The sequence below is a fragment of the Bacteroides sp. 1001136B_160425_E2 genome (genome assembly GCF_015559655.1).
In the GTDB taxonomy this organism is placed as follows: Bacteria; Bacteroidota; Bacteroidia; order Bacteroidales; family Bacteroidaceae; genus Bacteroides; species Bacteroides luhongzhouii.
In genome coordinates, this window is the sequence record NZ_JADMQH010000001.1 from 137,178 (window position 1) to 158,467 (window position 21,290).

Sequence of the window (21,290 nt, forward strand, 5' to 3'; positions counted from 1 at the left end):
ATAAATGCATTATCGTATTTCCTTTATATTCATAACGTTTGTCTGCCTGTGCTGCTTTGCGACAACAGGCGTTGCGCAAAATGCTAACACTGATGAAGACTCAAAACCTGTCATCTTATACTCCGGTACACCCAAAAAGTATGAGATAGCAGATATTAAAGTCGAAGGCGTGAAGAATTATGAAGACTATGTATTGATTGGACTATCCGGACTATCGGTAGGACAAACAATTACTGTGCCGGGTGACGAAATCACTGGAGCAATCAAACGTTATTGGCGTCATGGTTTGTTCTCGAATGTACAAATTACAGCCGAAAAAATAGAAGGCAACAAAATCTGGTTAAAAATCAGTCTGACACAACGCCCACGTATTGCAGACGTACGCTATCATGGTGTGAAAAAGTCAGAACGTACGGACCTTGAAGCCAAGCTAGGAATGGTAAAAGGTATGCAGATTACTCCGAATACCGTAGACCGTGCCAAAACATTGATTAAACGTTATTTTGATGACAAGGGATTCAAAAACGCCGAAGTAATCATCGCACAGAAAGACGATCCTTCCAGCGAGAATCAGGTGATCGTGGACATTGATATAGACAAAAAAGAGAAAATCAAAGTACACAAAATCACCATTACAGGAAACACTGCAATCAAGGCTTCCAAGCTGAAAAAAGTAATGAAGAAAACCAATGAGAAAGGTAAACTTCTAAACTTGTTCCGCACCAAGAAATTCGTGCCGGAAAACTTTGAAGCAGATAAACAACTTATCATCGACAAGTATAATGAGCTGGGATATCGTGATGCAATGATCGTTAAAGACAGCATTTCACAGTATGATGAAAAGACGGTAGATGTATATCTGGATATAGATGAAGGTCAGAAATATTATCTCCGTAACGTGACATGGGTAGGTAATACTCTTTATCCGTCGGAACAGTTGAACTTCCTGCTTCGCATGAAGAAAGGCGATGTATACAACCAAAAGTTGTTGAATGAGCGTGTTTCTACAGATGATGATGCTATCGGTAACTTATATTACAATAACGGTTACCTCTTCTATAACCTTGATCCGGTAGAAGTAAATATCGTAGGTGACTCTATCGACCTCGAAATGAGAATCTATGAAGGCCGTCAGGCTACTATCAATAAGATTAAGATCAGTGGTAACGACCGCTTGTATGAAAACGTAGTTCGCCGTGAACTTCGTATTCGTCCGGGACAGCTGTTCAGTAAAGAAGACTTAATGCGTTCTTTGCGTGAAATCCAGCAGATGGGACACTTTGACCCGGAAAAACTGCAACCGGATATTCAACCGGATCCGATGAACGGAACTGTTGACATAGGTTTGCCTTTGACCTCGAAAGCTAATGACCAGGTAGAGTTCTCTGCCGGTTGGGGACAAACGGGTATCATTGGTAAATTGAGTTTGAAGTTTACCAACTTCTCTGTAGCCAACCTGTTGCACCCGGGTGAAAACTACCGTGGTATCCTGCCGCAAGGTGACGGACAGACATTGACTATCAGCGGACAGACGAATGCTAAATACTACCAATCATACAGTATTTCATTCTTCGATCCATGGTTTGGCGGTAAACGTCCGAACTCATTCTCTGTATCGGCATTCTTCTCTGTACAGACCGACATCAGTAGCCGTTACTACAATTCCAGCTACTTCAACAACTACTACAACAGTATGTATAGTGGTTACGGCGGTTATGGTATGTACAATTATGGAAACTACAACAACTACGAAAACTATTATGACCCGGACAAGTCTATCAAGATGTGGGGACTTTCCGTAGGTTGGGGTAAACGTCTGAAATGGCCGGATGACTATTTCACTCTTTCTGCAGAATTAGCTTACCAACGCTACAACTTGAGCGACTGGCAATATTTCCCGGTAACCAACGGTAAATGTAATGACCTTAGCATTTCATTGACTTTGGCACGTAACTCTATTGACAACCCGATCTTCCCCCGTTCAGGTTCAGATTTCTCATTGTCAGTTCAGCTCACACCGCCTTACTCGTTGATGGACGGTAAAGACTATAAGGGATATTATAGTAACCCTGAAACAGGTAGCATTACCCAGGACAACATGAATAAACTTCATAAATGGATAGAATACCACAAATGGAAATTCAAAGGCAAAACGTATACTCCGCTGATGGACCCGATTGCACATCCGAAATGTCTGGTGTTAATGACACGTACTGAATTCGGCTTGTTAGGTCATTACAACCAATACAAGAAATCCCCGTTCGGAACATTCGACGTGGGTGGTGACGGTATGACCGGCTATTCAACTTATGCAACTGAAAGTATTGCTTTGCGTGGTTACGAAAACAGCTCATTAACTCCATACGGATCTGAAGGTTATGCTTACGCACGCCTTGGCATTGAATTAAGATATCCGTTGATGCTGGAAACAAGTACTAACATTTATGTGTTAGGTTTCCTTGAAGCTGGTAACGCATGGCACGATATCAAGAAATTCAATCCATTCGAGTTGAAACGTTCTGCCGGTGTCGGTGTTCGTATCTTCCTGCCGATGATTGGTATGATGGGTATTGACTGGGGTTACGGTTTCGATAAAGTATTTGGTTCTAAACAATACGGAGGAAGTCAATTCCACTTTATCTTAGGACAAGAATTCTAATGTATCATCAAAAACTAAACGTTATGAGAAAGTCTGTTCTATTAATCATGATGCTATTTGCTGTCAGCATGGCGGCAAATGCACAGAAATTTGCACTGATCGATACGGAATATATCATGAAGAATATTCCGGCAGCTCAAAGCGCTAATGAGCAAATGCAAGAAGCTACGAAGAAATACCAAAGTGAAGTAGAAGTTCTGGCTAAAGAAGCACAGAAGATGTTCCAGGATTACCAGGCAAAATCTTCCACTCTTTCTGCCGCACAAAAAACAAAGACAGAAGATGCAATCGTAGCGAAGGAAAAAGAAGCAGCCGAGCTGAAGCGTAATTACTTCGGTCCGGAAGGTGAATTAGCCAAGATGAGAGACAAGTTGATAACCCCGATTCAGGACGATATTTATGAAGCTGTAAAAGCTATATCACAGCAACATGGATATGATTTGGTAATCGACAGAGCCTCTGCAACAGGCATAATATTTGCAAATCCACGCATAGATATTAGTGATGAAATCCTAAGAAAATTAGGATATTCAAATTAATTTCATACATTTGCAGCTGGAAATAACTAAAAATCATTCAAATAAATTATAGAACTATGCTAAAAAAAATTGCACTTGTAATGTTGCTTGCACTCCCAATGGGTGTATTTGCACAGAACCTGAAATTCGGTCATATCAACGCACAGGAGATTATCACTGTGATGCCGGAATTCACCAAAGCCCAAAATGATATTCAGACTTTGGAAAAACAACTTACTGCCGAACTTCAAAGAACACAGGAAGAATTCAACAAGAAATATCAGGAATTCCAGCAAGCTATTGCTAAGGATTCTCTTCCCCCGAACATTGCTGAAAGAAGACAAAAAGAGTTGCAGGACATGATGCAGAGACAAGAACAGTTCCAGCAGGATGCCCAACAACAGATGGCGAAAGCACAAAATGATGCTATGGCTCCTATCTATCAGAAATTGGACAATGCTATCAAAGCTGTAGGCGCTGCTGAAGGTGTAGTCTATATCTTCGACTTGGCAAGAACTTCGATTCCTTATGTAAACGAAGCACAGAGCATCAACTTGACTAACAAGGTAAAAGCAAATCTTGGTATCAAATAAGAACCGACCAAGAATAAAGAAATACCAAAAGGGAAAGAGAAAGAAGGAGCATCTTCTTTCTCTTTCCCTTTTTTTGGCGTACATTTGCGTATATAAATCAAGTGTGTCATGAAGCAACATCTATCCCATACGCCCGGACCGATCGGAGTATTTGACTCCGGCTACGGAGGTCTGACCATCTTAGACAAGATAAGAGAAGTATTACCGGAATATGATTATATCTATTTGGGAGATAATGCACGTGCTCCCTACGGAACACGTTCTTTTGAGGTCGTATACGAATTTACCCGGCAAGCGGTCAACAAACTATTTGATATGGGATGTCATCTGGTTATATTAGCTTGCAATACAGCTTCCGCAAAAGCTTTGCGCAGCATTCAGATGAATGACTTACCAGGCATCGATCCGGCTCGCCGTGTGCTCGGAGTCATCCGCCCTACCGTAGAGTGTGTCGGAGAGATTAGCAAAAATCAGCATATCGGTGTACTGGCAACAGCAGGCACCATCAAATCCGAATCGTATCCGTTGGAAATACACAAGCTGTTTCCTGAAATCCAGGTCAGCGGCACAGCATGTCCGATGTGGGTATCACTAGTTGAAAACAATGAATCACAGGACGAAGGAGCAGACTATTTTATCCGGAAATACATCGACCAATTGCTGTCGAAGGATCCTCAAATAGATACCGTCATTCTCGGATGTACTCATTTCCCCATACTTCTGCCCAAAATCCGGCAATATATTCCGGAGCATATCAGTGTAATTGCGCAAGGCGAGTATGTTGCGGAAAGTCTGAAAGACTATCTGAAAAGACATCCCGAAATGGATGCAAAATGCACGAAGAATGGGAACTGTCAGTTTTACACGACCGAAGCGGAAGAAAAGTTTTCAGAATCAGCCTCTACTTTCCTGAAACAGCAGATTAGCGTAAAACACATCACACTCGAATAAAATTTAAGAAAAAAGTAACCGTTTCTCTCTCTTTTTTGTTATATTTGTAGATAACCCCTAATAAGCAAGGTCATGAAAGAAGAAGATTATAGCAAAGCAATAGAAGTATTCTCCGGATCCCCATGGGAAGCCGAGATCATCAAAGGACTATTAGAAAGCAATGACATCCGTTGCGTAATCAAAGATGGGATTATGGGTACACTGGCACCCTATATCGCTCCTTCCGTATCCGTTCTTGTCACCGAGGATCAATACGAAGCGGCCACCGCGCTTATCAGGAGCCGGGCCGAGAAAGATAACGACTGATGCGGTCGAGTCCTTCACGGATATTCTCCAATGAGTTTGCATAGGAGAAACGTACATATCCTTCGCCTCCCGTACCAAAATCCACCCCGGGAGTAATGCCGACGTGTGCATGTTCGAGTACATCGAATGCAAAACGATAAGAGTCGGTAGTAAATTTGCGTGCGTTAGCAAAAATATAAAATGCCCCTTGAGGTTCTACTTTTATTTCAAAACCCATTTCCCGGAGACGGGCAATCATATATCGACGACGCTCATCATAAACCTGCTTCATCCGTTCCACATCCGGATCAGCCTGCCGCAATGCGGCAATTCCTGCCTGCTGGGCAACACTGGACGCGCAGATAAACAGATTTTGCTGTAACTTTTGCAAAGATCTCATACAAGATTTAGGTGCTATCAAATAGCCCAGCCGAAGCCCCGTCATCGCAAAACGTTTAGAGAATCCGTTCAGGACAAAAGCCTGATCCGTATATTCAAGAATGCTGTGCGCACGTCCTTCATACACAAGCCCGTGATAAATTTCATCTGAAATGACAGGAACTCCCAACGCAGCCACCTCTTTCAGGAATTTTTCATCCAACAACATTCCGGTCGGATTCATCGGAGAATTGATAAAGATAGCCGCAGTATGCGGATTCACACACTTACGGATAGCCTCTATATCGTATTGCAGATATTCTTTAGACAAAGGAACCAAAACTGGTTTAGCTTGCGCAGCCAACACAAAATTGCGATAGCAAGCATACCCCGGATTGGAAAGAATCACTTCACTATCCGGATTGCAGAGCAACATCAATGCAAGAAGAATAGACGGAGAAGAGCCGGAAGTCACGACAATACAATCCGGATCTACTGTTACCCCATATTCGCGCAGATAAAAAGCGGCAATTTCCCGCCGCAGTTCCGGGTCGCCCAAAGAATGCGTATAATGAGTAAGATGACGATCATAAGCCGCTTTTGCCGCTTCCGCCACACAGGCCGGCACATCAAAATCGGGTTCGCCAACTTCCAGATGAATAATATCAATGCCTTGTTTTTGCAATTCGTTCGCCCTCTCCAACACATCCATTACGATGAAAGAGGTCATCTGCTCTACTTGTGGATTTGTATGTTTCATTGTTTATCTTTTCTCTATCTGACTGCAAAGATAATTCTTTTTAGCCTGTTTTGGTAACATATCGGCAAAAAGCTCTATATTTGTGCTTTCAAATCGTTAGCAAGAATGAAACAGGAATTTACACGAATCGCAATAAAAGTAGGAAGCAATGTATTGACGCGCCGCGACGGAACGCTGGATGTTACCCGTATGTCGGCACTTGTCGACCAGATAGCGGAATTGCATAAGTCTGGGGTGGAAATCATTCTGGTTTCTTCGGGAGCTGTTGCTTCCGGGCGTAGTGAAGTGCATCCACAGAAAAAACTCGATAGTGTAGACCAACGCCAGCTGTTTTCTGCCGTAGGTCAGGCTAAGCTCATCAACCGTTACTACGAACTTTTCCGCGAGCATAGTATCCCTGTTGGTCAGGTGTTAACCACGAAAGAAAGTTTTGGTACCCGTCGCCATTATCTGAATCAGAAAAACTGTATGACGGTAATGCTTGAAAACAATGTCATTCCTATTGTCAACGAGAATGATACAATTTCCGTCAGCGAACTTATGTTCACTGATAATGATGAATTGTCCGGACTCATTGCTTCTATGATGGATGCACAAGCCCTCATTATCCTAAGTAACATCGACGGAATCTACAATGGTTCTCCTGCCGATCCGGGTTCTTCTGTTATTCGGGAAATCGATCACGGAAAAGATTTATCCAATTATATTCAAGCTACGAAGTCCAGTTTCGGACGGGGGGGAATGTTGACGAAAACAAATATTGCCCGCAAAGTAGCTGACGAAGGGATTACAGTGATTATTGCCAACGGGAAACGGGATAACATTCTGGTAGATTTGCTTCAGCATCCTAATGAGACGCTTTGTACACGCTTTATCCCTTCAAACGAACCGGTATCCAGTGTCAAGAAATGGATCGCTCATAGCGAGGGGTTTGCCAAAGGAGAAATTCACATCAACGAATGTGCTACTGAAGTTCTAAACTCCGAAAAGGCAGTCAGTATCCTCCCCATCGGAATCACTCATGTTGAAGGTGAATTTGAGAAAGACGACATTGTGCGTATCATGGACTTTCAAGGAAATCAAGTGGGTGTTGGAAAGGTGAACTGCGACTCCAAGCAGGCACAAGAAGCAATCGGTAAGCATGGAAAGAAACCGGTAGTACATTATGACTATCTATACATTGAATAATCAATAATAAGATCAACTGTAGATAGGATTAGTAATCTTTCAAGTTAGCCCGCAGCAGTGATAAGAAATAAATTAGTCAACCATTATCAGGGAAGTACATATTCTCATACATTCTCACTACGATGAGAAAAAATACTCATACTAATGAGAAAAAATACTCATTGCAATGAGAATAAACCCTTGTCAGAATAGGCTAAAACAGTTCATTACTACATAAGAAAATAATGCTATTATTCAGGAGAATATTAGCACCTTGATTGAAGGAAAGCGTTTATCTTCGATTGTATAATGTATCATAGATAAAGCATCTGCAACACAAATGCAGAATTTTAAATTATCCGGATATTATAGAATTCGTGAGCTACATCCATATTAAAAACACCCATATATTGTTGATATACCACCACAAAAGCAACATTTATTTCTGTTTTCAACAAGTTTTATTCACATCATTCACTATATTTGCATAGTTTATCTTTCCATTTAATGCAAAAAAGGAGCAAATGACTACAAATTTAAACGAGACCTTCGCTGCCGTACAGGTAGCAAGTCGGGAATTAGCCTTGCTGAATGATGACACCATCAATCAGATTTTAAATGCAGTAGCTGACGCAGCAATTGCAGAAACACCTTTCATTCTCTGCGAGAATGAAAAAGACCTCGCACGGATGGACAAAAATGACCCGAAGTACGATCGGTTGAAATTGACGGAAGAACGTTTAAAAGGCATTGCTGCCGATACACGCAATGTAGCGACACTCCCCTCTCCTTTGGGTAAAGTGTTGAAAGAAAGTGTTCGCCCCAATGGGATGAGATTGACAAAAGTCAGCGTTCCTTTCGGAGTGATAGGGATTATTTACGAAGCCCGTCCGAATGTCAGTTTTGATGTTTTCTCCCTTTGTCTAAAGAGTGGAAATGCCTGCATATTGAAAGGAGGAAGTGATGCCGATTGTTCCAACCGGGCTATCATCAGTGTGATTCACAAAGTATTGAAGAAATTCAATATCAATCCGCACATTGTAGAACTACTTCCGGCTGACAGAGAGGCTACGGCAGCATTGCTGAATGCAGTGGGTTACGTAGACCTGATTATCCCCAGAGGCAGCAGTAGCCTGATTCATTTCGTACGCGAGAATGCAAAAATTCCCGTTATTGAAACAGGGGCAGGTATCTGTCACACTTACTTTGATGAATTTGGAGATGTAAACAAGGGGGCAGCTATTATCCATAATGCGAAGACACGTAGGGTTAGCGTATGTAATGCGCTGGACTGCACCATTATACATGAAAAGAGACTGACCGATCTCCCTATGCTTTGCGAGAAACTGAAAGACAGCCATGTCATTATTTATGCTGACGCGCAGGCTTATCAAGCATTAGAAGGCCGCTACCCTGCCGAACTCCTGGAACACGCAAAAGCAGAAAGTTTCGGCACAGAGTTTCTGGATTATAAAATGGCTGTCAAGACCGTAAAAAGCTTCGAAGATGCCTTAGGACATATTCAGGAAAACAGTTCCAAACATAGCGAGTGTATTGTTACCGAAAACAAGGAACGTGCAGCTTTGTTCACAAAGATAGTGGATGCAGCTTGCGTATACACCAATGTATCTACTGCCTTCACCGACGGAGCACAATTCGGATTAGGAGCAGAGATCGGAATCAGTACGCAAAAACTACATGCACGCGGTCCGATGGGACTGGAAGAGATCACTTCTTACAAATGGGTCATCGAAGGAGATGGACAAACGAGAAGAAATTGAGACGATACCTTTATGTTAAAAATCAAACAAGGTTTTGAGCGAAACTAATTGAAAATTAAGAATTAAAAGATAAATGATATGAAGAAATTTACTTGCGTACAGGACATCGGCGATTTAAAATCAGCCCTTGCAGAAGCATTCGAAATTAAAAAAGACCGCTTCAAATATGTAGAACTGGGACGAAACAAGACTTTAATGATGATCTTCTTCAACTCCAGTTTACGCACCCGCCTTAGCACACAGAAAGCTGCAATCAACTTGGGAATGAATGTAATGGTACTAGATATCAATCAAGGTGCATGGAAACTGGAAACCGAACGCGGCGTAATTATGGATGGTGATAAACCGGAACATATATTAGAAGCCATTCCGGTGATGGGTTGTTATTGCGATCTCATTGGGGTACGCTCTTTCGCCCGTTTCGAAGACCGCGACTTTGACTATCAGGAAACGATTATAAATCAATTCATCCAATACTCCGGGCGCCCTGTCTTTTCGATGGAGGCGGCCACACGCCATCCGCTACAGAGTTTCGCCGACTTGATTACCATTGAAGAATATAAGAAAACAGCACGCCCCAAAGTGGTGATGACTTGGGCTCCGCACCCGCGTCCATTGCCGCAGGCCGTCCCCAACTCCTTTGCGGAATGGATGAATGCAACGGATTACGAATTTGTCATCACCCACCCCGAAGGTTATGAACTGGCTCCGCAATTCGTAGGTAACGCAAAAGTAGAATACGACCAGATGAAGGCTTTCGAAGGAGCCGACTTTATATATGCCAAGAACTGGGCAGCTTATTCCGGCGACAATTACGGACAGATATTAAGCAAAGATCGTGATTGGACAGTCAGCGACCGTCAAATGGCAGTTACCAACAACGCTTATTTCATGCATTGCCTGCCGGTTCGTAGAAATATGATTGTGACAGACGATGTAATCGAAAGCCCTCAATCAATCGTTATTCCGGAAGCCGCCAATCGTGAAATCTCGGCAACTGTTGTTCTGAAGAAATTATTGGAAGGGTTAGAATAATAATCTAAACGAAACAAGAATAACTATCAGCATCACGTAACGAATGTCTTCTGACAATATTCGTTACATGATGCTTTTTTATACCGTAATTTTCTACACAAACACCATCAAATATTTGGTAAATGTAACAACATCGTAATAAGTAAAAGCGTTATATATCAAACAATATCCTTAATTTTGGCGCTATGAAACAAATGTCATTCTTCATCTGTTTATTCTTTGCGTGCCTACTTTGTATGCCTCTAAAAGGACAAATCAGAGACAGTCTGGAGAGAGATTCTTCCTACACCCCTCTTCACCACCACATTTGGAACAGTAAAGCATATCAAATAACTCACATTGGCGCCCCGCTTATTCTTGCCGGAGTATTGACTTATCACAAAGACAAGGCTTTTCAAAATATACGTAATTCATACATTCCCCGCTTTCGTTTTCACTATGATGATTACTTACAGTATTCACCGGGCATTGTGATGCTAGGTCTAAAGTCGTTTGGAATAGAGGGACGTAGTTCGTGGGGACGAATGCTGACATCTGATGCGTTCTCGGCAGGAATCATGGCATTAACAGTCAACACTTTAAAAAGCACCATACATAAAGAGCGACCGGACAAAAGTGCTGATAATTCTTTTCCTTCAGGGCACACAGCCACTGCTTTTATGTTTGCCACTATGCTGCATAAAGAGTATGGAACTACACGCAGCCCGCTTTATAGCGTTCTCGGATATTCGCTGGCAACAGGAACAGCATTGAGCAGGCAGATGAATAATAAACATTGGTTCTCGGATGTATTGACAGGTGCAGGTATCGGCATTGTCTCCACCGAGTTAGGCTATTACCTTGCAGATCTCATATTCAAAAATAAAGGAATTGTCCGTCCTCCCCGCACGTGGAATGTGAGTCAGGACGATTCTTATTCTTTCTTCGGACTCCAGATGGGATATAATATAGGTGAACGTGAAATGCACCTTCCCGAAGGCATCGAGATAGAAGGTATGGGCGGTGCCATCGCATCATTCAACGGTGCGTGGTTCTTCCGTTCTCATTGGGGCGTTGGAGGTAAATTCACAGTGGCACAAACCAGCCCCCATGTGGCTAGCGACCGATTCTTCAGTTATCACCCGGAAACCGAAGCCTATATCGAAAACTTTGAAGCTGAATCGATGAATTATGCCAGCCTGGCGGGAGGTATATATTACAACGCCTGCCTCTGTCCGGATTTACATATTGGTGGTAGCGTTCTGGGAGGTGTAGGATGGTCTAGCAGTTACAGGGCAAGAATACGATACAAAGGGCAGGAAACAACAGATCCGCTTATTCACTGCACCATCCATCCAATTCCCAACATAGATTTCAGCGTATATCTGATGCATGCCACCGGACAAAACTTTGGGGTTAAATTATTCTTGAACTACAACACCGGAATTGGTAAAGGAAACTATACTTACTATGCTCCGCAAGCAGACAGAAATCCAAGTCCTGTTACAGATAAAACCAGATATATTCTACACAACTTCAATATTGGATTTGAAATAGATGCCTTGTTCTGGAAATAAAAAAACTCCGTAAGTCTCGAGGACCAACGGAGTCTATTTATTAACGTTCTATCTCCTTACCAGCTTCTTGCCAGGAGTTAAATCCTTTATCAAGTTCAAAGACCTTATAGCCCTTCTCACTTAAAATTGCCGCAGCCTTCTTACTCCGCTTGCCGCTACGACAATACACAGCCACCGGTTTATCCTTCTGTAATAATGAATCAGCCATTGAAGCAAAAGAATCATCCATCACATTGATGTTGATTGTCTTCGTGATATGCCCCTCCGAATATTCCGCAAGCGTACGGACATCCAGACGTTGTATATCCTCATTCTGAATAAGAGAATCAAATTCCTCTACATTCATGGATTGAAAATCTCCTTTCTGCTGACAAGAGAAAAGGGAAGAGAGAAATAAAAATATCCCCACGATTAATTGATTCAATTTAAACATATATACTCTATTATTCAATTCTGCCCAGGAATATAGTCAAACCCGGGATCACAATACTTTTCAGATACTACCGCAGATCCATCCTTATCGTACGTACAATATTTAAACTTAATATTTATGGTCCGGCCAGGATGCTCCTCATCAATATATTGCGCCAAAGGAACAGAAATGTAAGCACGCCGATTATAGTATTCTTCATCACTGTCCGCATCATGGTATAATAACATATTCACAACACCATTTGTTTTAAGTTCAGACACATCTTCCACTATGCCGAAAGTATGTCCTTTACCCGTACTGACCTTGAGATTCAGAATCATATTCAGATAATCCCACCCCAGCCAGATACTGACCACCTCTACCGGATCTTGCTTTATACCGTCTTTATACACCGGATCATCTTCCGGCTTAGGCACCGGCACAATGAGCGATTGCAAAGAATATATAGTAGCCGCACTTCCACCCGAAAGCACTTCATAGTTACTCATTACACGTCTGGAAGTATTTGCGGCAATAGTAGAACCCGTACGGTCTTCCGCCACAGACAAAGCCTCTCCCTTATCAGGAATGAGCGTTTGTATACGACCATCATCTCCGGCCTTTACAGTCACAAATTCCAGTTTCACCGAAGGATAATAATAATCATCATCTCCACAGGCAGTCATCAGGAAAAGCAATCCCCACAACCAAATAACATGTAATTTTCTTCCTTTCATCGGCAAGCTGCTAAATAATTAACTAACGGATTGGAATACATTAATAACAACTTCTCACGCAAAAAGTCCTCATCCTTATTCGGAATCTTGATCTTTGCCAATTGTTGTTCAATATAGTTCATAAACTGTTGTTTCTCTTCTTCCGTGTAATTGGACACAAATTCCGTCGTGCCATTCAGCCAATCGTACGCCACATAATTTCCCGGATATATCTGGTAGTTACGATGAATGCGGCGGTCAATACAGGCAGAGATACGGGCAAACAAATCCGGTTTCGGCAACGAACGGTCCAACTCTTTCAGATCATCATTCAGACAAGAGGCAACTTGAAAATGTACCCTGCCTTTATATCCGAAAAGACCGGTCTGCATATTAATCAAATCGTCCTGCGTTGTCTTCTTATACCCTTCGATGTCTCTCTTCAACTGAAACTCCTGCGCTTTCAGAAAATCACACGGATCATATTCGTATGAAATAGCAAGCGGAGCAATATTCATCTCCATCAAACGGTCTATCAAATCACCTTCACCGCCCATTGCCAGCATTTTCAACACACTGTCTTGTGTACGGTCATTCGAATCTTTTGCGCGTCCTTCACGCTGCGCAATCCAAATAGACTGTTTTTTCTCCGAAATGGTGTAATGCATATAACGGGACATACGTGCCGAAGATTCCAACATCTGCCGCATTGTCAATGCCCGCTGCACAATGAATGATTTATTGACACGTACCAATTTCTTAATCCAGGGATAAATCAGCAAATTGTCTCCAATCGCTATTTCTACCGTATCCATTCCCTGGTCAATCAACAAAATAGAGAGAAAGCCCGAATCGAGAATAATGTCTCTATGATTCGATATATACGTATAAGCTTTACTTTTATCCGGTATGGCGGTATGATCCAGTGTCAGTCCGGCGGTATGATCTGCCGCTATCTTCCACAAAATGCCATAGCAAAATGCCTCCTGAAAATCAAGTTTAGTCTTACAGGCACGCATCTTCTGCGCCAGAAGTTCAAATGGAACGTTCGGTATAGCCCCGATAGCAGCTTTCTGAAAAGCCGGGTCAGCAATCAGTTCCTCAAAGATTTGAGGAAGTTCCTCATCATTGTAAGGACGAATTTCATTAAACTCTGTCAGATCCATCACGTGATTAAAATTTGTTTTCAATAATATCAGTCATCACATCCTTTATATCCAGTCCGGCTGCACGCACTTGCTGGGGGATAAAGCTGGTAGTAGTCATTCCCGGAGTTGTGTTGACTTCGAGAAGATTCAGTTTTTCACCGGCAGTCACAATATAGTCTACACGGATAATGCCGGAGCAACCTAATATATCATAGATAGCCGAAGTCAGCATCTGCACACGCTTGGTCAGTTCGTCCGAGATACGCGCAGGAGTGATTTCATCTACTTGTCCATTATATTTAGCATCGTAATCAAAGAACTCATTGTGCGTCACCACTTCCGTAGGCGGGAAGATAACTGTCTTCTCTTTTGTCTTATAACAACCGCAAGTCAACTCCGTTCCATCCATAAACGCTTCTACAAGCACTTCTTTCGCCTCTCCGAAAGCTTTAACAATGGCCGGCTGTATTTGTTCTTTTGTCTTTACTTTCGTAACTCCGAAACTCGAACCTCCCAGACTGGGCTTGATAAAACAAGGCAGACCGATCTTTTCCACTACCTCTTCGTCAGAAATCGATTGTCCCTGGCGCAGCAACAATGATTCGGCAATGCGCACTCCAAAAGCTTTCAAATATTGATTGCAGGTAAACTTGTCATAAGTAATGGCAGCCGCCAATACTCCACAACAGGAATACGGTATACGCATCATATCAAAATAGCCTTGCAGGCGACCATCTTCACCGGGCGTACCGTGGATGGTGATATAAGCAAAGTCGAACACAACCTTTTCTGTTCCGTTCGTAAAACTAAAGTCATTTCTATCTACCGGCACTTTGTTTCCATCCGGCAATTGTACTTCCCAGCGACGGCCTTCCATCTCCACGATATACAAATTATACTTTTCCTTATCAATAAAGGAATAAATACCCTGTGCACTACGCAGGGAAACTACGATTTCGGAGGTATCTCCTCCTGCTACGATAGCGATGTTGCGTTTCATTCTAATTCTCTATTACTTATATAGCCTCTCCACTTCTCGATAAGCCGGGTCATGTCATCCGGAAGTTCGGAAGTAAAGTACATCTCCTCACCTGTGACGGGATGCACAAACCCCAACGTCATAGCATGCAAAGCCTGTCGGGGACAAGTGTCAAAGCAATTATTTACAAACTGTTTGTATTTACTAAAATGAGTTCCTTTCAGTATCTCATGCCCGCCATAGCGTTCATCATTGAACAATACATGGCCGATATGTTTCATGTGGACACGAATCTGATGGGTACGCCCTGTCTCAAGTATACATTCCACAAGGGTTACGTAGCCCAGTCTTTCCAATACGCGGTAGTGCGTAACGGCATGTTTGCCCACCGTCGGGTCAGACATCACCGCCATCTGCATCCGGTCTTTCGGATTGCGGGCAATATTACCGACAATCGTTCCTTCATCTTGTTCCACAACGCCCCACACCAAAGCACGATATCTGCGTTTGGTAGTCTTATTAAAAAATTGGAGTCCCAGATTTGTTTTGGCATCCGGTGTCTTGGCAATCACCAGCAGGCCCGAAGTGTCTTTATCGATGCGATGAACAAGTCCCACGTGCGGGTCATTGGCATCGTAATCCGGTATATCCTTCATGTGCCAGGCCAGCGCATTGACCAGCGTGCCGTGATAGTTACCGTGTCCCGGATGCACTACCAGTCCTGCCGGTTTATTCACCACCATTACATAAGGATCTTCATAAACAATAGTAAGGGGAATATCTTCAGGAATAATTTCGTTTTCATAACGGGGGCGATCCATCATCACCGTAATGACATCCAGCGGTTTCACTTTGTAGCTACTCTTCACCGGTTTGCCATTGGCCATAACAAATCCGCCTTCGGCAGCCTTCTGGATGCGGTTGCGCGAAGCATTGACAATACGTTCGAACAGATATTTGTCGACTCTGACCATCGCTTGTCCCTTATCTACAACCACGCGAAAGTGTTCGTAAAGCTGGGATTCGTCACCGACAGGTTCTATATCATCCAAATCATTCTCCAGTTCATCCGGAAGTTCTTCCTCTATCATGCAAGTCCGTTTCTGTTATTATCTATTAAAACCAACTATCATCCTGAGCTGATGATGATTCTGACGTAACCGGCTGGTCTGTATCTACTGAGACATCGACAGAGTCTTCTTCCGACGCATCACCGGAGCCGTCTCCTACCATCAATGTTAACGAAGATCCCACAGGGATTTTCTCTCCCGCAGCTAACTGGCGTCCCTGGTACTTCACGCCGTATACCCAGTCTTTCTCACCATTCACCAATTGAATCTGATTCAGTTTGAAACCGGCATTCAACAATTTAGCCTGCGCCTGGCGGAGCGAGCTGTTGTCCGCCACATCGGGAATACCACGTAAAGGTACATCCAATGTATTGACAGTCAGGTATACCGTACGGCCTTCTTTCACTTTCTCGCCAGCTCCCGGCTTCAGTTCGAGAATGATACCTGCTGCTTTATCCTTAACATATTTGGTATCGGAAATCACATATGCCAAACCGTGATTCCGGAACATTTTCGTCGCTTCGTCCACCGTCATCCCTTTCACATCGGGAACGGCAACAGTTTCACCATGATGAGTATGTATATCAAGCCATTTCAATACACCGAATATCATCACTACCACCACCACAATCATGGCGATAATATTCACCCAGAAAAATTTATTTGTTTTAAAAGAAAAGAATTCTTTAATAGTCATACGCATTGCTGTTAATATGCGCCAAAGATACGACAAAATAGTTGAACTTTTAAAAAGTAGGCGATGAAAAATGTCCCCATCTACTATGCAAGAACGCTTATCATCGCCAGAATTGCTGCAACTATAATCCCCACTCCTATAGATTTCAACAACCTTATTATAATTATGCGGGTTCTCAAGTCCCGGATCTGCTCTTCCATCGCATATGTTTGTTTACGAGTTTTATTCTATTCCACAAAGAAAAGCAAAAAGTCATAAACAAGAGCAAACAATATCGTTTTTTAACACACTATTCTCTTGAAAATCAGGAAACAAAAAAGGCGAAGATTAAATTCTCCGCCTTTTTTGTTTCCTGATGACAGGTGATTATCACTTTTGTCCGTTGTACTCATCAGAAACAGTCAGTTTCTTTCTGCCTTTTGCACGACGAGCAGCTAATACTCTACGACCATTAGCCGATGCCATTCTCTCACGGAAACCGTGTTTGTTCTTTCTCTTTCTGTTAGAGGGTTGAAATGTTCTTTTCATTACTGTATCTTGTTTTTATGTTATTATTCTACGTAATCGGGCTGCAAAAATAGGCACTTTTTTTAAATTAACCAAGAGATAACTCATTTTTGCTCAAAAGTTTTTGTGTTTTTTACCGATTTAGATTACTTTTGCAGTCGAATTCCTGCGAAAACAATTAAATAACAATAATATATTAAGAAAAATAGCAGTATGATTAATGCTCAAGACATCAAAAACGGAACTTGTATCCGTATGGACGGAAAGCTCTATTTCTGTATCGAATTCCTGCATGTAAAACCAGGTAAAGGTAATACTTTCATGCGTACTAAACTGAAAGATGTAGTTAGCGGTTACGTTCTCGAACGCCGTTTCAACATCGGTGAAAAGTTGGAAGATGTACGCGTAGAACGTCGTCCATACCAATTTTTGTATAAAGAAGGAGAAGATTATATCTTCATGAACCAAGAAACATTCGACCAACACCCTATCGCTCACGATTTGATTAACGGTGTTGATTTCCTGCTCGAAGGTGCAGTATTGGAAGTTGTTTCTGACGCTTCTACAGAAACAGTTCTTTATGCAGATATGCCGATCAAGGTTCAAATGAAGGTGACTTATACAGAACCGGGCGTGAAAGGTGATACAGCTACCAACACACTGAAACCTGCCACTGTAGAATCAGGAGCAACCGTACGCGTTCCGTTGTTCATCAACGAAGGTGAAACGATTGAAATCGACACTCGCGATGGTTCTTACGTAGGACGTGTAAAAGCGTAATTTACAAGAACATATAAAAACAGCCGGGAGTCCTTGGACTTCCGGCTGTTTTTATATACATACGGTTCTATTCTTATTTATATCCTGCTGCTTTCGCAATTCTTTTAGGAATCTCCGTGTTATCAATCTTTTCTCCAAACAGTTGAGAACCTGCACCGATAGCGAATACAGGCACATAACCGGCAGAGTGACCGCCACTTACCCAACCTACCATAGCTATTTCATCCATCACTTCCTTAGCACGTGCAGCCATCGGTTCACTCTTAGAGTACATACTTTCAGCAAATACGACTTTATTCTTCACGAATGATTTTTCAAACTCATCACGTAATTTCTTTTCCTGTTCCCAAGAAATAGGGAATTGTTTCCAAAAGCCCATTTCTTCACCCAGGAATGTTTTCATATCTTCCCAAGTCACTTTGTTGCCTTTTGACTTTCTCAATTCGCTGATACGTTGTGAAAGTCCGTCAGCAGAATGTTTCTGATGCTGCAACGCTTTCAAGTTCAACTCATATTTTCCTGTACCCAGCACGATACCACCTGTTTCATGGTCGGCAGTAACGACAATAAGGGTTTCTTTCGGATGCTTTTTATAAAACTCATAAGCTACCTTGATCGCATTATCCATATCCTTCACTTCGTTGAACACTGTAGCAGCATCATTCGCATGACACGCCCAGTCTATTTTACCACCTTCTACCATCAAGAAAAAACCTTTCTTATTGTCTTTAGTAAGGAAATCAATTGCACTTTCTGTAATCTGCGCTAAAGTCAAATCGCCTTCTTTACGGTCGATAGCATAAGGCAAACAAGAAGGATTGGCTCCTTCTTCCTGAATCAGGATCATCTTCTCTGCTTTTCCGGCCTTTGCTTTATAATCATTATAACCGCGTGCTACTGTATACCCGGCTTCTTCAAAAATAGGAAAAATGCTGGGAGCATCTTTCTTGTCAAAGGATGTAGTCGGTTTGAGAAAACCACCACCTGCATAAAAATCAAAATTAGCTTTTGGCAAATCCAAAGCTATTTCATAATACCTATTACGATCGGGTTGATGTGCATAGAATGCGGCAGGGGTAGCATGATCTACACTAACAGAAGTAGTTACACCAACTTTCTTACCAGCTTTTTTTGCCTTTTCTGCTACAGTCTGAATAGCATTCTTGTCCTCTCCCACAGAAATTGCATGATTATAAGTTTTCTTTCCTGTTGCCAATGCAGTACCTGCAGCCGCAGAGTCGGTTACTGAATTTTTAGCCGAGAAAGTAGTTGCCATAGTAGCAACCGGGAATTGAGTGAATAACAAAGGCTCGACGCCAATACGGCCATTTTGAATTTCCGCCTGATACATCTCCGTACCATTTACTTGATTGACTCCCATTCCATCCCCGATGAAATAGAATACGTACTTTGCCTGCCCGTTGGCTACAACGGAGATAAGGACAAAGAACAGTGTGTAGATTAACTTTTTCATTCTCTAGTATATTTATTTTTAGATTAGTTGTCTACAAAGGTAGAAAAAAAAGAGAGATACACAGTGGATTATTGAATACTAAAAGCGGATATTTGCTTTATACACAAGCATTATTGGCTCGTATATTACGAAGCAATAACATATTGCTAACATTATAGGTTCATTACATTCTGCTCGAACTGCTCCTTGTCTCCGGCAGCTTTATTACGCATCCGGCTACGATAATTATAGATAGTGGCCAAAGAATAACCGAGAAAATGAGCAATCTTATTACTGTCTACCACTCCCAAACGGATAAGGGCAAAGATCCGAAGCTCTGTTGTCAATAACTCATCGGATTTCGGATAAACCCGTGCTTCTTCTACCAGCAATTCATTAAAAGCAGAAATAAAATTCGGGAATAGTTTCAGGAAAGATTTATCAAATTCATTATAGAACTCATCCCGTTCATCCCGGATAAACTGCTCGGACTTTATGGCTTTAAACAAATCCTCGATACGTGATGCCATCGCCAATTTGGCCAATGAACGCCGGTAGGTTTCCAGTTTATCCAGATAGTTGACGCATCTATCCAGATAACGGGCGATATATACCTCTTTTATTTTCCCTGTCTGTTCCAGCTCTTTGTTCACTAGCTGCATCTGCTCATTAGCCAGACTCAAATCATGCCGCATCACAGACAGCTTTTTCATCCACCGATACAGGAAGAAGACAGCAACCAGAAGAAATAATGATAACAAACTGACACTGATTAACATGGCGCGGGAAACCACACGTTCTTTTTCTTCCTTCAACTTATAAGCCTTATCAATGATTGGAAAGAACTCTGTGACCTCAATAAAACGTAGACGGGCATTACAAGCTACAGCATCTTCCATCGAGCAGCTCAAATATTTGTAGGCGCGGTCAATATCTCCCTGCTCATACATAAGGTGTGCCAGCTTCTGCAAAGAGGCGTATTCCCTCACCGATGATTCTAAATCTGCTATCGCCGTCAATATCAAGTAGTATATTTCTTTTTCTGTATCTTTCTTCATACCATACGCTTCGGACAGCGTATAGTAGATATATACTTTCTGACGTTCGTCAACAACGTCCTTCAATGCGTCATTCAACATAACTAAAGCCGTATCAGCCTTACCATTGACTATATATTTTTCGGCCGCAACAATCGTCCTGTTTGTTTCCGGAGGCATGATGCTGACAATAGAATCACGATACAAATCTGTCTTTTTCAGGTATTTCTTTTTTTCCTCTTTATTGGTGGTGTAGTCGGCAAGCCAACCATAGCAGGCACGGTAAGTCTGATAATAAGACAGTAACATTCTTTCGTCCAACTTCTCCGGATGAATTCTCTCCAGCTCTTCCATTGCCTCAATATACATTCCCATCACCCCCAATACTGTTGCCCGGTTAATGATAATCTCATTCTCCAATTCCGGACGATTCAATTGAGGGAGAATCTCCTTCCTATTATTTATATAATGAAGTGCGGAATCAGCTTGATAATGAAGATAAGCATCAAACAAAGAACCGTATAGCCGATATTTGTCAGCAGGATCAACCGAATGAGCAAGCTGGACTTTCAAGGCATCAATCTGCTTTTCTTTCTGAAGCTGATAAGTCTCTTTCTTATTTATAATGTCGTCCAGTCTTTTAAGAGCCGCTCCATATTCTGTTTGCTTTGCAGACAATGAAACGGAGGAGGTTAAAAGAAGAAACAAAATATAATGGACCAGATTTCTCATAGGCTGCTTTTTAATGATGTCACAAATATAATGAATATAGTAATGAAAATGAAATATATATTCATAACTATTTTAA

General features: G+C 42.1%; 20 protein-coding genes. 10 read left to right on the forward strand and 10 right to left on the reverse strand.

The window, feature by feature from the left end:
• Positions 1-4 precede the first annotated feature (4 nt).
• The 5 genes from bamA (at position 5) to I2I04_RS00530 (ending at position 5,027) form a co-directional block, all read left to right on the forward strand.
• Entirely contained in the window at positions 5-2,659 is a 2,655-nt protein-coding gene (gene bamA, locus I2I04_RS00510) for an outer membrane protein assembly factor BamA (RefSeq protein ID WP_195654022.1), read from the forward strand.
• Positions 2,660-2,682: 23 nt separating this feature from the next.
• The gene (locus I2I04_RS00515) at positions 2,683-3,198 is read left to right on the forward strand and encodes an OmpH family outer membrane protein (protein WP_195654023.1); all 516 of its coding nucleotides are present in this window, start codon (positions 2,683-2,685) and stop codon (positions 3,196-3,198) included.
• 56 nt (positions 3,199-3,254) lie between these two features.
• The gene (locus tag I2I04_RS00520; RefSeq protein ID WP_143257016.1) at positions 3,255-3,770 is read left to right on the forward strand and encodes an OmpH family outer membrane protein; all 516 of its coding nucleotides are present in this window, start codon (positions 3,255-3,257) and stop codon (positions 3,768-3,770) included.
• Positions 3,771-3,878: 108 nt separating this feature from the next.
• Positions 3,879-4,721 carry a glutamate racemase gene (murI, locus tag I2I04_RS00525; RefSeq protein WP_195471837.1) on the forward strand — a complete coding sequence of 281 codons (843 nt, stop codon included), beginning with the start codon at positions 3,879-3,881 and terminating at the stop codon, positions 4,719-4,721.
• A gap of 72 nt (positions 4,722-4,793) precedes the next feature.
• The gene (locus I2I04_RS00530; protein WP_004313000.1) at positions 4,794-5,027 is read left to right on the forward strand and encodes a DUF2007-related protein; all 234 of its coding nucleotides are present in this window, start codon (positions 4,794-4,796) and stop codon (positions 5,025-5,027) included.
• On the opposite strand, the gene I2I04_RS00535 is transcribed toward I2I04_RS00530, so the two are convergent.
• A complete protein-coding gene (locus I2I04_RS00535; RefSeq protein ID WP_195654024.1) occupies positions 4,996-6,144 on the reverse strand; it encodes a pyridoxal phosphate-dependent aminotransferase in 1,149 nt (382 codons plus the stop codon). The two genes, I2I04_RS00530 and I2I04_RS00535, sit on opposite strands and share 32 nt — an antisense overlap.
• 105 nt (positions 6,145-6,249) lie before the next feature.
• On the opposite strand from I2I04_RS00535, the gene proB reads away from it, so the two are divergent.
• From proB to I2I04_RS00555, 4 genes are all read left to right on the forward strand, one after another.
• Positions 6,250-7,332: a glutamate 5-kinase gene (proB, locus tag I2I04_RS00540; RefSeq protein ID WP_143257013.1), complete on the forward strand. Its 1,083-nt coding sequence runs from the start codon at positions 6,250-6,252 to the stop codon at positions 7,330-7,332.
• A 503-nt stretch (positions 7,333-7,835) separates the two neighbouring features.
• The gene (locus I2I04_RS00545; protein WP_195654025.1) at positions 7,836-9,092 is read left to right on the forward strand and encodes a glutamate-5-semialdehyde dehydrogenase; all 1,257 of its coding nucleotides are present in this window, start codon (positions 7,836-7,838) and stop codon (positions 9,090-9,092) included.
• A gap of 78 nt (positions 9,093-9,170) precedes the next feature.
• Positions 9,171-10,127, forward strand: a complete 957-nt coding sequence (locus I2I04_RS00550; RefSeq protein WP_195654026.1) for an acetylornithine carbamoyltransferase — start codon at positions 9,171-9,173, stop codon at positions 10,125-10,127.
• Between the two features lie 185 nt (positions 10,128-10,312).
• Positions 10,313-11,683, forward strand: coding sequence for a phosphatase PAP2 family protein (locus I2I04_RS00555; RefSeq protein WP_195654027.1), 1,371 nt, complete (start codon positions 10,313-10,315; stop codon positions 11,681-11,683).
• 40 nt (positions 11,684-11,723) lie between these two features.
• On the opposite strand, the gene I2I04_RS00560 is transcribed toward I2I04_RS00555, so the two are convergent.
• The 7 genes from I2I04_RS00560 to rpmH all read right to left on the reverse strand — a co-directional run bounded on the left by I2I04_RS00560 (position 11,724) and on the right by rpmH (position 17,233).
• A complete protein-coding gene (locus I2I04_RS00560) occupies positions 11,724-12,116 on the reverse strand; it encodes a rhodanese-like domain-containing protein (protein WP_143257009.1) in 393 nt (130 codons plus the stop codon).
• Positions 12,117-12,130: 14 nt separating this feature from the next.
• Positions 12,131-12,832: a hypothetical protein gene (locus I2I04_RS00565; protein WP_195654028.1), complete on the reverse strand. Its 702-nt coding sequence runs from the start codon at positions 12,830-12,832 to the stop codon at positions 12,131-12,133.
• Positions 12,829-13,977 carry a 1-acyl-sn-glycerol-3-phosphate acyltransferase gene (locus I2I04_RS00570; protein ID WP_143257169.1) on the reverse strand — a complete coding sequence of 383 codons (1,149 nt, stop codon included), beginning with the start codon at positions 13,975-13,977 and terminating at the stop codon, positions 12,829-12,831. The genes I2I04_RS00565 and I2I04_RS00570 overlap by 4 nt, the downstream gene beginning before the upstream one ends.
• 7 nt (positions 13,978-13,984) lie before the next feature.
• On the reverse strand, positions 13,985-14,959 hold the full coding sequence (locus I2I04_RS00575) for a D-alanine--D-alanine ligase (protein ID WP_143257007.1): 975 nt from the start codon (positions 14,957-14,959) through the stop codon (positions 13,985-13,987).
• Positions 14,956-16,029 carry an RluA family pseudouridine synthase gene (locus tag I2I04_RS00580; protein WP_004312991.1) on the reverse strand — a complete coding sequence of 358 codons (1,074 nt, stop codon included), beginning with the start codon at positions 16,027-16,029 and terminating at the stop codon, positions 14,956-14,958. The genes I2I04_RS00575 and I2I04_RS00580 overlap by 4 nt, the downstream gene beginning before the upstream one ends.
• A gap of 25 nt (positions 16,030-16,054) precedes the next feature.
• Positions 16,055-16,705 carry a PASTA domain-containing protein gene (locus tag I2I04_RS00585; protein WP_195654029.1) on the reverse strand — a complete coding sequence of 217 codons (651 nt, stop codon included), beginning with the start codon at positions 16,703-16,705 and terminating at the stop codon, positions 16,055-16,057.
• A 369-nt stretch (positions 16,706-17,074) separates the two neighbouring features.
• The gene (rpmH, locus tag I2I04_RS00590) at positions 17,075-17,233 is read right to left on the reverse strand and encodes a 50S ribosomal protein L34 (protein WP_004299762.1); all 159 of its coding nucleotides are present in this window, start codon (positions 17,231-17,233) and stop codon (positions 17,075-17,077) included.
• 192 nt (positions 17,234-17,425) lie between these two features.
• Between rpmH and efp the strand changes: the two genes are divergently transcribed.
• On the forward strand, positions 17,426-17,992 hold the full coding sequence (efp, locus tag I2I04_RS00595; protein ID WP_004312989.1) for an elongation factor P: 567 nt from the start codon (positions 17,426-17,428) through the stop codon (positions 17,990-17,992).
• Between the two features lie 73 nt (positions 17,993-18,065).
• Here the strand turns inward: efp and I2I04_RS00600 are convergent, their stop codons facing one another.
• Positions 18,066-19,466: an alkaline phosphatase gene (locus I2I04_RS00600; RefSeq protein WP_195471823.1), complete on the reverse strand. Its 1,401-nt coding sequence runs from the start codon at positions 19,464-19,466 to the stop codon at positions 18,066-18,068.
• Positions 19,467-19,618: 152 nt separating this feature from the next.
• Positions 19,619-21,214 (reverse strand): DUF6377 domain-containing protein, encoded by a 1,596-nt coding sequence (locus I2I04_RS00605; RefSeq protein WP_195654030.1) that lies wholly within the window; start codon positions 21,212-21,214, stop codon positions 19,619-19,621.
• Positions 21,215-21,290: the final 76 nt, after the last annotated feature.